The 11,885-nt window shown below is 59.2% G+C and carries 13 protein-coding genes; 12 read left to right on the forward strand and 1 reads right to left on the reverse strand.

Annotation, left to right across the window (positions count from 1 at the left end; translation table 11 throughout):
• Positions 1 to 36 precede the first annotated feature (36 nt).
• Entirely contained in the window at positions 37 to 858 is an 822-nt protein-coding gene (locus tag HCG46_RS12070) for a TVP38/TMEM64 family protein (RefSeq protein ID WP_023002253.1), read from the reverse strand.
• 325 nt (positions 859 to 1,183) lie between these two features.
• On the opposite strand from HCG46_RS12070, the gene rpmH reads away from it, so the two are divergent.
• The 12 genes from rpmH (at position 1,184) to HCG46_RS12130 (ending at position 11,853) form a co-directional block, all read left to right on the forward strand.
• Entirely contained in the window at positions 1,184 to 1,318 is a 135-nt protein-coding gene (rpmH, locus tag HCG46_RS12075; RefSeq protein ID WP_006934271.1) for a 50S ribosomal protein L34, read from the forward strand.
• Between the two features lie 59 nt (positions 1,319 to 1,377).
• A complete protein-coding gene (rnpA, locus tag HCG46_RS12080) occupies positions 1,378 to 1,788 on the forward strand; it encodes a ribonuclease P protein component (RefSeq protein ID WP_023002254.1) in 411 nt (136 codons plus the stop codon).
• A complete protein-coding gene (gene yidC, locus HCG46_RS12085; RefSeq protein ID WP_197923138.1) occupies positions 1,785 to 3,605 on the forward strand; it encodes a membrane protein insertase YidC in 1,821 nt (606 codons plus the stop codon). Before rnpA ends, yidC begins: the two co-directional genes overlap by 4 nt.
• Positions 3,606 to 4,068: 463 nt before the next feature.
• Entirely contained in the window at positions 4,069 to 5,073 is a 1,005-nt protein-coding gene (locus tag HCG46_RS12090; RefSeq protein WP_168686388.1) for a hypothetical protein, read from the forward strand.
• Between the two features lie 227 nt (positions 5,074 to 5,300).
• Entirely contained in the window at positions 5,301 to 5,960 is a 660-nt protein-coding gene (locus tag HCG46_RS12095) for a transglycosylase domain-containing protein (protein WP_023002258.1), read from the forward strand.
• A 228-nt stretch (positions 5,961 to 6,188) separates the two neighbouring features.
• Positions 6,189 to 6,869, forward strand: a complete 681-nt coding sequence (locus tag HCG46_RS12100) for a CatB-related O-acetyltransferase (protein WP_168686389.1) — start codon at positions 6,189 to 6,191, stop codon at positions 6,867 to 6,869.
• 136 nt (positions 6,870 to 7,005) lie between these two features.
• A complete protein-coding gene (gene yihA, locus HCG46_RS12105; protein ID WP_023002260.1) occupies positions 7,006 to 7,653 on the forward strand; it encodes a ribosome biogenesis GTP-binding protein YihA/YsxC in 648 nt (215 codons plus the stop codon).
• Positions 7,654 to 7,751: 98 nt separating this feature from the next.
• On the forward strand, positions 7,752 to 8,639 hold the full coding sequence (gene argB, locus HCG46_RS12110; RefSeq protein WP_023002261.1) for an acetylglutamate kinase: 888 nt from the start codon (positions 7,752 to 7,754) through the stop codon (positions 8,637 to 8,639).
• The gene (locus HCG46_RS12115) at positions 8,636 to 9,379 is read left to right on the forward strand and encodes a pyrimidine 5'-nucleotidase (RefSeq protein ID WP_023002262.1); all 744 of its coding nucleotides are present in this window, start codon (positions 8,636 to 8,638) and stop codon (positions 9,377 to 9,379) included. Before argB ends, HCG46_RS12115 begins: the two co-directional genes overlap by 4 nt.
• A gap of 133 nt (positions 9,380 to 9,512) precedes the next feature.
• Complete coding sequence (locus tag HCG46_RS12120) at positions 9,513 to 10,415, forward strand: DUF817 domain-containing protein (RefSeq protein WP_168686390.1); 903 nt, start codon at positions 9,513 to 9,515, stop codon at positions 10,413 to 10,415.
• A gap of 63 nt (positions 10,416 to 10,478) precedes the next feature.
• On the forward strand, positions 10,479 to 11,342 hold the full coding sequence (locus tag HCG46_RS12125; RefSeq protein WP_023002264.1) for a LysR substrate-binding domain-containing protein: 864 nt from the start codon (positions 10,479 to 10,481) through the stop codon (positions 11,340 to 11,342).
• A 130-nt stretch (positions 11,343 to 11,472) separates the two neighbouring features.
• Positions 11,473 to 11,853, forward strand: coding sequence for a hypothetical protein (locus HCG46_RS12130; RefSeq protein WP_209009448.1), 381 nt, complete (start codon positions 11,473 to 11,475; stop codon positions 11,851 to 11,853).
• Positions 11,854 to 11,885 lie beyond the last annotated feature (32 nt).

Genomic DNA, 11,885 nt, shown 5'->3' on the forward strand with positions numbered 1-11,885 from the left:
GACGGGCTCCGATTCGGCAGGAAACTGGCGGAAAGTTTAACGATTGCGGACTTTTTTCAAGATCACCGGAATGAGGCTGGCGATTCCGAGCGCAAAAAACGCCGCCAGCAGCTGCGGAGTTACCAGGGCAGCAACGTCGATCTGGCAGGTTCCGGACGCCGCGCAGCCGGGGTTGGCGGCTTCCTGTGCCGCGATGACACTGTCGAGGCCGGAACCGATGAAGGTGAAGGCAAAGGTGCCCGGAATGATGCCGACAAACGTGGCGAGCGTGTAGGAGGGCAACGGCATTTTGAAGATTGCCGGGGCGATGTTGACCAGCCAGAAAGGGAATACCGGCGTCAGCCGCAGAAACAGGAGGTAGTGAAACGCATCCTTGCGAAACCCTTCGGCCAGACGGGCAAGGAAGGGGCCGGCCCGATTGGTGAGCACCTCACCGAAGGAGGATCTTGCAACAAGAAAGACGGCGCAGGCGCCGATCGTCGCGCCCAGAACCGTTGCGACACCGCCAATTACCCAGCCAAACAGAAAACCGCCCGCGATGGTCAGCAAGGATGCCCCGGGAAACGACAGAGCGACCGCCACGGTATAGATTGCCACATAGGCGAGAATGGCGAGCACCAGGTTCTGCTCGACATAACCGGCAAGGTCCTGCCGCTGCATGATGAGGTTCGACAAGGTCAGCTGCTTGTGCAGGCCAAGCGCGAATCCGAGCACCATCAGTCCTGCGAGAACCGCCAGTGGCAGCCACTTTCTGAGCCTTTCGGCTGCCGTGCGTTCCTGCGTCTTTCCGCCGGTCTGCCCCGTGTCCTTCGGCGGCGTCATCCTGTTGGCCTCGTCACCCAGCATCCACTCTTCCATCAGCTCGCCTCTTGTCGCAGGGGCGCCCTGCTTTTTTGTTCTGATAGGCAGATGTACCTTAAACCTCGTAAAAAGAACTGTGCTTCACTGATAAGTGACGCTTGCCCGTTTCAGGTTCACCTGTGCGTGATCGAAAGGAAAACGCAGAATCTTAGGCGTGCAAAGTTGACTTGAGGCGGCATGGCCCTTATAAGCGCGCTCGACCGGGACATGCATTCGGACCCAAGGCTGGAAAAGCCGCGCTCTTCATGGCGCTTCGGGTGCTTCCTCCAAAGAATTTAAAAAATGAACAAGGGCCGCGCTCTTAGCCGCGCGGGGAAGAACAATGAAGCGTACGTATCAACCGAGCCGTCTTGTCCGCAAGCGTCGCCACGGCTTCCGCGCACGTATGGCCACCAAGAATGGCCGTCAGGTGCTTGCTCGTCGCCGCGCGAAGGGTCGCAAGAGCCTCAGCGCCTAATCGGCGACCAGCCCGCAGTGCGCCGGGTTGGCGGCGACTGCCAACACCAATCCGCCGCTATGGACACTTTGAAAAAGCGCTCCGAATTCCTGGCGGTCGCCAAAGGCGGCCGGCTGGGCCGGCGCGCTTTTGTCGTTCAGGGCTTGAACCGCGACAGCGACGACGCGTCGCGGGTTGGCTACACGGTTACCAAGAAAACCGGCAATTCGGTTATGCGCAGCCGCATAAAGCGGAGGCTTCGAGCCGCCGTGGCCGAACTTGCGCCCGAAGATATCCCGCAAAAGGCGGATTTCGTGCTTGTCGCTCGCGACAGCGCACTCACTCTTCCCTTTGAAAAAATCGTTGCAGACCTTAAGTCTGGCCTGAGCCAGGTGCTGGATCCGCAAACGCCGCGCGGACGGGGAAAACCGCGCCGGCAGGGCTCGCAGCCCAATCGAAACAGCGCAGGAAACAGGGGTAAATCCAGTTGATTTCTGAAAACCGCAACACGATTCTCGCGATCGTTCTGTCCCTGATTGTTCTGCTCGGCTGGCAATATTTCGTTGCCGCGCCTCAGTTGGAACGCCAGCAGGCCGAACTTCAGGCCCAGCAGGAGGCCGCTCAAAAGGCCGCGACCGGCACAACAAACCCGGATGCACCGCAACCAACCGGTTCGCAGGGCGCCAACACCGCGGCACCGGCGGCCGGGCAACAGGCCGCCTTTGCCAACCGGGATACTGCGCTTGCCGCTTCCCAGCGCGTGACCATCGATACGCCCAGCCTTGAAGGGTCGCTCAATCTGAAAGGCGGCCGCCTCGACGATATCCGGCTGAAGGACTATCACGAGACCGTCGACAAGAGCAGCCCAACCATCGTGCTGTTCTCACCGTCCGGCAGCCCCAAGCCCTACTACGCTGATTACGGCTGGGTCGGCGATCCGGGTTCGAACATCGCCCTGCCCGGCCCGGATACCATCTGGTCCATCGACGGCGAGACGACACTGACCCCGTCAACCCCCGTGACACTGTCCTGGGACAATGGTGCGGGCCTCACTTTCAAGCGCACCTTCTCTGTCGACGACAACTACATGTTCACCGTCAATCAGGCGGTCGAAAACACCGGCGCCGACGCGGTAACGCTCTATCCCTACGGCCTGATCGCTCGAAAGGGCATGCCGGAAACCAAGGGTATCTACATTCTCCATGAAGGTCTGCTCGGCGTCTTCGGCGCGGAAGGCCTCAAGGAAGTCGATTACGACGATCTGATGGAAGAAAGCTCCATCCGGCCGGCCAAGGTCGACCAGGGCTGGCTCGGCATCACCGACAAGTACTGGGCCGCGACGCTCATCCCGACCCCGGGTCAGGAATTCCAGCCGGGCTTCAGCCACTCCGCCACCACCGACGTCTTTCAGGCCGACTATCTCGGCAACGGTGTGACCATTGCAGGCGGTTCGACCGGCGAAAGCAGCTCGTATCTGTTTGCCGGCGCCAAGGAAACCAAGGTTCTCGACGGTTACGAGGAAGCGCTCGGCATCGAACGGTTCGAACTCCTCATCGACTGGGGCTGGTTCTACTTCCTCACCAAACCGATGTTCTTCGCGATCGACTGGTTCTTCCACCTGTTCGGCAACTTCGGTGTCGCCATCCTGGTCGTCACCGTTATCGTCAAGCTGATCTTCTTCCCGCTGGCCAACAAGTCCTACGTCTCCATGAGCAAGATGAAGCTCGTGCAGCCGCAAATGACGGAAATTCGGGAGAAATATTCCGACGACCGGCAGAAGCAGCAACAGGCGTTGATGGAGCTCTACAAGAAAGAGAAGATCAACCCGCTGGCCGGCTGTCTGCCGATCCTGGTGCAGATCCCGGTGTTCTTCGCACTCTACAAGGTGCTGTACGTCACCATCGAAATGCGCCACGCACCGTTCTTCGGCTGGATCCAGGATCTTTCGGCACCGGACCCGACCACCATCTTCAACCTGTTCGGCCTGATCCCCTGGGATCCGCCGCAGATGCTGATGCTGGGCGTCTGGCCGCTGATCATGGGGATCACCATGTTCATCCAGATGAAGATGAACCCGGCTCCGCCCGATCCGACCCAGCAGATGATCTTCACCTGGATGCCCGTGATCTTCACCTTCATGCTGGCCTCTTTCCCGGCCGGTCTGGTGATCTACTGGGCATGGAACAACACCCTGTCCGTAACGCAGCAGTATGTGATCATGCGCCGTCAGGGAGCCAAGGTGGAGCTCTGGGACAATCTGGGGGCGCTCTTCAAACGCAAGAAGCCAGCTCCCGACGACAAGAGTTAGTCCTCTGGCAGTTGCCTGAAAACAATAAGCCCCGCCAACCGGCGGGGCTTATTCATTGAGAGGCCGGTCATCGAACCTTTTGATGTTCTTATGATGCCCCCCTGGCTTCCGTCGGCAGGACATTGCCGACTTTGTCCCGCTCCGCCTGTCGAGTGAATGTTCGGTATGGAAATGACCGGCAAGAGTTCGCCATTTCTCGACAAGACCCAGCGTTGACCACTTCAAGGCCCATGCGAGCGCAGTGACGGGCGTCACTGGCCATTTGGCCCTTCTTCCATCAAATTGTCTGCCAGAGACGCAACAACTTGTGCGGCCGGGTGCTCGCAGCCGAAAGCGCCTGCTCAATACCCGGTGACACAAGCAAGCCAGCCAACACCTGAAACAGAAACCGGCACACAGCAAAGCGTGCGCCTGATCCCTTTTATGCGGCCGCAAGCATGGCCACATCGTGGAGAACGTGAACATGTACGCAGACTATGACGCCTTCAAAGCAGCGGTTGAACCTCACTGGCAGCGTTACTGGGACGACAACGCGTGGGTTCAAAACTGGTCCAACTGGCAGGATCGGGACAAAATGGACCAGTTTTGCCGGGCTGCTTACAATCTGTACAGGGCTGCCGCAAATAACCGAATGCCATATACCTTGCTTGGCGGCACCGGTATCCGGATGTGCAAAAACCTGATCGCAAACTTCGGTGTGACGGCTGCCAGCGGCATCCAGGAAGACGTAACCAGGAAGCATGTCCGGACGGAACAAAGAGCCCGCAACGATGGCAAAGGCACGCACACGGACGCGGACAACAATATCATCCCTCCCGTGCCCGTCACAGGAGGCGCCATCCTGAGTGAAAAGAAGTGGACGCCTCTTCTCAACGATGCACTCATCATCGGTGCGATCACTGCCCACAAGACCTTCAGTCTGACGCTGGAAACCGCTGAGGCCGGCCTTTTTCGCCAATGCGGCGAGGATTTGCTGGACGAAGAGGTCCCGAAACTGCAGAAGATTCTGCCGCATGTGACCAACCGGAGAAATGCAGAGCACCTTGTGAAGGGAACCGTGGACTATCAAAAGAACCACTGGAAGGAGTTCATGAACCGGAACGCCGGCATGTTCTGGACCTTCGGACAGTACACGAACAGACAAACCAACAGGAAAGCATCATTCCAGAACCCGCGTGTGCTGGCGCGCGAACTGCTTGGCCTGGCGTTTTTCGGCTATCAGCCTGCGTTCGGACAAGGTGAGCTCTATTTCAAGCCACCGCAGGACAACGCCCCGGACCCGACATTCCAAGCCTATGTGAGAGGGCTTAATGATATCGGATTTCACGAAGGCAACAGACACACACGTATCAGGTTGATATCGAGAATCTCCGAATTCCTGTTCAACGACCCGAGGGCAGTCCAAATGCCGCAGGACAGGGCTTATGGTGAAAGGCGTGTCGAAGCCCGGGTTCGCATTCCCACCTGAACACGACTCCAGAAACCGGCACCACCTGTCCGGTCCACTTTCGACGGGGTTCTTGACCGACCCGAAGAACCCCACTCACGCAGGTTTTTTCGAGTCGTCGCCTACCACACATCTCCGCAGCCCTCGATGTGAAAAACGCAGGCAAGTGCCGTCTTTAGGCCTCGTTTCCATCATGACAGTGCCCGCTTTGCCCGACACGGTTCGAGATATATTTCCGGAGGTGTCCCTTGCGCGTACTCAAAATCCTTTCCGCCCTCGTCCTGCTTCTGACTGCCGCCGCCTTTGTTTACGGATTTGCCGGTTATCTCGATGCCCGAGCCGATGCCTTTCGCCTGTCCGCGCGCGCCGACAGGCTGATTGCCGGCGGCCGAGGCGGTGTCGATCTTGGGCCAAGGCAACTTGCGAAATTGCTGCAGGTCGAGGATCCCGGCTTTGTGGACCATTCCGGTGTTGATCTATCCAGCGCCGGAGGCGGTCTCACCACAATTACCCAATCGCTTGCCAAACGCGTCGGTTTCGAAACATTCCAGCCCGGTATCGCCAAGATCCGGCAGACTGGTTACGCAATCGGGCTGGAACATGAGCTTACCAAGCAGGAAATTCTGGCTCTCTGGCTCGACACCCTGGAAATGGGCCATGGGCCCGACGGTTGGATGACCGGGTTCTTCAGGGCAAGCAATGCCATTTACGGGAAAGCTCCGGCAGAGCTTTCCGAGAGGGAATTTCTCTCCCTTGTCGCGGTCCTTATCGCCCCGTCCACATACCATCTTGGAAAAGACGATCCGAAACTTGAAGACCGGGTTGCGCGGATCGAACGCCTGGTTGCCGGCAGTTGCACACCGCTGGACAATGGCGACGTCTGGCTGGAAGGCTGCCGCGACAAATAGACAAGCCCGAAAAGGTTCCACCTTGACCGGCGCCGGAACCTCGTGTTTTTATCCCGACCCTTGACGCGAGGCTCTCGCGTCTTTCAACCGATCCCGTTTGGAGTGCCTGGACCAATGATCCGATAAAGCAAGACCTGATCCGCAAGGCGAAGCCGCTCACCGGCAGGTCAACCGCGTCCAACACGCGTTTTCCAGTTTCCCTTGTTTTCTTGCTTTTAAGGAGGCCCCATGCACGGCCCGTCCCCCGATACGCTCTATCCCTTCAACGGCGAACCGCACACGGTTTACCTGAAAAACGTGATCACCCGCCCTACCATCGAAGTGGGCGACTTCACCTATTACAACGATGAAAACCACGCAGCGGAGTTTGAAAGCCGCAATGTGCGCTATCACTTCGACTTTGTCGGCGACCGGCTGAAGATCGGGAAGTTCTGCGCGCTGGCGCAGGGAACGACGTTCATCATGAGTGGTGCCAACCATGCCATGACGGGTTTTTCGACCTACCCTTTCAACATCTTCCAAAACGGTTGGGAACAGGGCTTCGATCCTGCGACCATTTTCGACCACCTGAAGGGAGATACCATTGTCGGTCATGATGTCTGGTTCGGAACCAATGCAACAGTGATGCCCGGTGTCACCATCTGCTCCGGGGCAATCATCGGCGCGCACGCGGTGGTCGCGTCCGACGTCCCGCCCTATGCGGTGGTGGTCGGCAATCCTGCCCGGGTGGTAAAACTCCGGTTTGATGAAGCCACTATCGAACGGCTGCTTGAAATCGCCTGGTGGGATTGGCCGGCCGAGACGATCTCCCGGAACCTCAATGCGATCCGCGGCGCGGATATCGAGGCCCTGGAGGCGGCCGCGACAGGGTTGGGCGGTGAGTGTGATGCCAAACGAAACAGCGCCTGATCCGAACGGTCCGGCCGTGCGGACCAAAAGACCTGCAAGGCGTCCCTTTCAAATGGGTGCGCCTTGCGGGGTTGCAGGCTTGAACCGGCACGCCAAAACTAGTGACGGTTGCTTTCAGGCAGGGTAGAAGGCGCTTATGAGCGAAGAACAAAAATATTCCGATGAAGACCTCGAAGCCGGCCGGCTGATGTTCTGCCGTCCGTGGGATTTTCTTACCAGCGTCACCGACATGGCCAACCTGCCGGAAGCGGCCGGAGCGGAGATCGCCTTTGCGGGGCGGTCGAACGTCGGCAAGTCCAGCCTGATCAACGCGCTGACCGGGCGCAAGGACCTTGCCCGGACTTCGGCAACCCCGGGCCGGACACAGATGCTGAACTTCTTCATTGCTCCCGAGACGCCGCTGACGATCGTCGACATGCCGGGATATGGCTATGCGCAGGCGCCCAAGGAACTGGTGGAAGCCTGGACCCAGCTGGTGTTTTCCTATCTGCGCGGTCGGCCGAACCTGCGCCGCGTGATCCTTCTGATCGACAGCCGTCACGGCATCAAGAAGAACGATCTCGAAGCGATGGAACTGCTCGACAAGGCAGCCGTCGTCTATCAGGTCGTGCTGACCAAAGCCGACAAGATCAAACCGCCGCAACTCGTTCGCCTCATCGAGGACACGAAGGCAATCCTGCGCAAACGGGTCGCCGCCCATCCGGAGATTCTGGCCACGTCCTCGGAAAAGAACCGCGGTGTCGACGAACTGCGGGCGGAGCTGTTTCTTCTGGCCACCCAGTGACCCGTCACTCCTGCGCCGATTGTGAAGCCACTTCAAACCGGCTATAGCAGGGGACTTTCGCGAGACGTTTTCCCAGCCACGGTGAGTATTTCCGTTCCATGACCACGCCTGACACCGCCACACGCGCCAACATCATTGCCCATGCCCTGCCTTACATGCAGCGCTACGACAACAAGACCGTTGTCGTGAAATACGGTGGCCATGCCATGGGTGATCCGGAACTCGGCCAGGCCTTCGCACGCGACATCACGCTGCTGCGCCAGTCCGGTGTCAATCCGGTGGTGGTTCATGGCGGCGGGCCGCAGATCGGCAAGATGCTGCAGCGGCTGAACATCGTCAGCGAGTTCAAGGGCGGTCTGCGCGTCACCGACAGGGCCACCGTCGAGGTGGTCGAGATGGTTCTTGCCGGTTCGATCAACAAGGAAATCGTCCAGCTGATCAATGCCGAAGGCGGCCGCGCGGTCGGACTGTGCGGCAAGGACGGCAACCTGGTAACCGCCCGCAAGCTGACCCGGACCGTTGTGGATCCGGACAGCAACATCGAAAGCGTTCTCGATCTCGGCTTCGTCGGCGAACCGGACAAGGTCGACCCGACCGTTTTGAAGCTGGTGCTCAAGGAAGACATCATTCCGGTTGTCGCCCCGGTCGCCCCGGGGGAAGACGGCGAGACCTACAACATCAACGCCGACACCGCTGCCGGCGCCATTGCGGGCTCGCTCAACGCCAAACGGCTGTTGTTCCTGACGGACGTGCCCGGCGTTCTGGACAAGGACGGCAACCTGATCAAGCAGCTCACCGTTGCCAAGGCGCATGAGCTGATTGCCGACGGCACCATTTCCGGCGGCATGATCCCCAAGGTCGAAACCTGTATCGAAGCTTTGGACCGCGGCGTTGAAGGCGTTGTCATCCTGAACGGCAAGGTACCGCACGCGGTGCTGCTGGAACTGTTCACCGACGGCGGCGCAGGGACGTTGATCCGCCCGTGACAGGAAAACGCCCCCTGCCCCACGAGGGCCCGCAGGCTCATCGCCGCGACCTGAGGATCTTCAAAGGCGTCGAAGCCTGGGTCTTCGATCTGGACAATACGCTCTACCCGCACGAGAGCGACCTGTTCCCGCAGATCAACGAGCAGATCTCGCGCTATGTGCAGAAGATCCTGAACCTGCCGCCCGATGAGGCGATGGCGCATCAGAAGGAGCTCTATCACGAGTTCGGCACGACCCTGCGCGGGCTGATGACCAACCACGCCATCGACCCGGACGACTACCTGCGTTTCGTCCATGATATCGACTATTCGACCCTGAAACCCGATCCGGACCTTGCAGCCGCGATCGAGGCCTTGCCGGGCCGGAAGTTCATCTTCACCAACGGCGACCGCCCACATGCGGAACGCACGGCGGCTGCGCTCGGCATCGCGGATCATTTCGAGGATATCTTCGACATCGTCTCGGCGGATCTTGTGCCCAAGCCCAACAAGGTCACCTACGAACGTTTCCTGGCACATACCGGCGTCGCGCCGGCACGTGCTGCCATGTTTGAAGACCTGGCCAAGAACCTGAGCGTGCCGCATGCGCTTGGCATGTGCACGACGTTGATCCTGCCGACCGGCACGCGGGACGTGTTCCAGGAAACCTGGGACATGGAAGGCGAACCCTATCCGCATGTGGATTTCGTCACCGATGAACTGACCGGGTTCCTGAAGGCCGTGCTCGGCGCCATCAGCTAGCGCCCGACCGCAGGTCAGCCCGCAATATTGCAGAAAACTGTGAAGGCACTGCACAGTTCCTGCACATCGCCAGATGCATAGAAGACCTGCCGGCCGCTTGCGGACCGGCCGGTATCTTCAGCTGAGGCGTTACATGTTACCCACCGGGATCGTCCAACCGCTACAAGCCCCCTCCCGTCCAGGCTCCGGAACGGAAAGGCTCATAAATCACCTCCTGCACAGGCTGCGTCCGGTCTTCGGCAAGGGCTTGTTCGGTCTGGCGGCGACGGAGTTTCTCGCCTTCGGCCTGAAGCAGGCCTATGCCTGCATCTACGGCGGACTGTTGCTCGCAATCATCCTTCTGACGCGGTTCGTCTATCCGGAAGACGCCGCACTCAGTCGCTACGACTTCCTGTTTCTCGCGGCCCTCGGTCTTCAGATCGCAATGCTGGCCACGCGTCTGGAAACGCTGGACGAAGCCAGGATCATCCTGATCTTTCATGTGGTCGGCACGGTCATGGAGATTTTCAAGACCTCCGCCGGGTCCTGGGTCTATCCGGAGGAAAGCCTGTTCCGCATCGGTGACGTGCCCCTGTTCACCGGGTTCATGTATGCCTCCGTCGGCAGCTATCTCGCCCGCGTTTCCCGGATCTTCCACTTCGCCTATAGCGGTTATCCGCCGTTGTGGACCACATGGCTGTTCGCGCTCGCGATCTACGTGAACTTCTTCAGCCACCATTTCATCATCGACCTGCGGCTTGGCCTTTTCGTCTTCTTGTTTTTGCTCTTTGGACGAACCTGGGTCCATTATTCGGTGTTCCGCTACAGGCACAAGATGCCGCTGGTGCTGGGCTTTTTTCTGGTCGCCCTGTTCATCTGGATTGCAGAGAATATCGGCACTTTCGCCCGTGCCTGGCAGTATCCGGACCAGGCCGATGCATGGACACTGGTTTCAATCGCAAAGTTGAATGCATGGGTGCTTCTGATGATCATTTCCTTTGTACTGGTCACGCTTGTGAACAGGCCGAAAAGGGAAAGTTCCGCCGAAAAAGCCTGACCGATCTCGACAGGGTCTCCGGGGTTCATTATTGAAGAATATTCAACTTTCCGGAGATCGACCATGGCGTCCCTGCGTGCGCTACATGCCTTTTCCCTGCTGGCCCGCCACGGGCGTGCGTCGCTTGCGGCCGAAAAGCTCGGGGTTTCGCCTTCGGCGCTGTCCCACCTGATGCGCAAGCTCGAAAACGAGCTTGGTGCGACGCTGGTCAACCGGGATGGTCGCGGGCTCACCCTGACAGAAGAAGGACAGCGCCTGGCCCTGAGCATGGGCGATGCCTTCGACCGCATAGAAGAGGCTGTCGACAGCTTCCGTCGGCGCGGCCGGACGGAGCTGAGGATCAGCACCGTCTCGACCTTTGCCACCCGCTGGCTGATCCCCCGCTTGCCGGATTTCCAGGCGAGCCAGCCGGATGTGGAACTGCTGTTGTCCGCCTCCACTCGCATGGTTGATCTCGATCGCGAAAACTACGATTGCGCCATACGGCTGGGCACCGGTAACTGGCCGAGTGTCGAGAGCCACCTCTTGTGGAAGGAACACCTGGCGGTGGCCCTGGCACCCGGTCTGCTGCGTGGCAAGGATGCCACCGACACATCCGTTCTGAGCGGCCTCAGGCTTCTGCACAGCGCCTCGCGGCGTGGCGACTGGGTGCGCTGGCTGGAGGAGGCCGGGCTCAGCCATTCCGACACGAAATCGGGAACCGTGCTGCAGAGCCGGGATCTTGCCATCCAGGCTGCCATAGCAGGGATGGGCGCGATCGTGATCGACAGACGCTTCGTCTCCCAGGAACTGGAGGCAGGACACCTGATCATGCCGGACTGGAAACTGGTTGAACTGGAGACCGGATACTGGTTTGTGCGCTCGCCCGCCCGCACCTTGACCCGCCCCGTGGCCGCCTTTCGGGACTGGCTGCAAACAACTGTCTGAACACTGCAATTGGCAACGCCTGCTTGCCATCTTCTTCAAAAAGGCCCCATTATTTGCGCGAGCTGCCAGATAACCATTCAACACAATGGTCTGACGCAGCTTTTCATGGGGATACTTTGGGGGAAGTATTATGCGTAAGGGGCTTTTGAGCGCCGTCTTGTTGGCGTTCTCATTTGTTTATTTTGCCGCCGCTACCTTGCCGGCATCAGCGGAAACACTGCACTGGCGGTTCGAAAGCAAACACCCGAACATTGTCGATGTGGAACTTTATTCCGATACCCGCCGCGGTCACGTCTGGCCGGGCAACAAGAAGATCTACGTGCTCGACGACTTTTCGACGAAGACGATCAACATATCCTGCCAGCGCGGCGAAAAGGTCTGCTATGGCGCCTGGGTGCGCAATCGCAACAATCTCTACTGGGGCGTGGGCTACAAGAACCGCAATCGCTGTTCCAACTGCTGCTACACCTGCAATGGCGGTCAGACCAAGGTGATCGTCCTCAATCCCTGAGGAGCAGATAGCGAAACGGCCAGGCGTGATGC

This window comes from Labrenzia sp. PO1 (assembly GCF_012273635.1).
In the GTDB taxonomy this organism is placed as follows: domain Bacteria; phylum Pseudomonadota; class Alphaproteobacteria; order Rhizobiales; family Stappiaceae; genus Roseibium; species Roseibium algicola.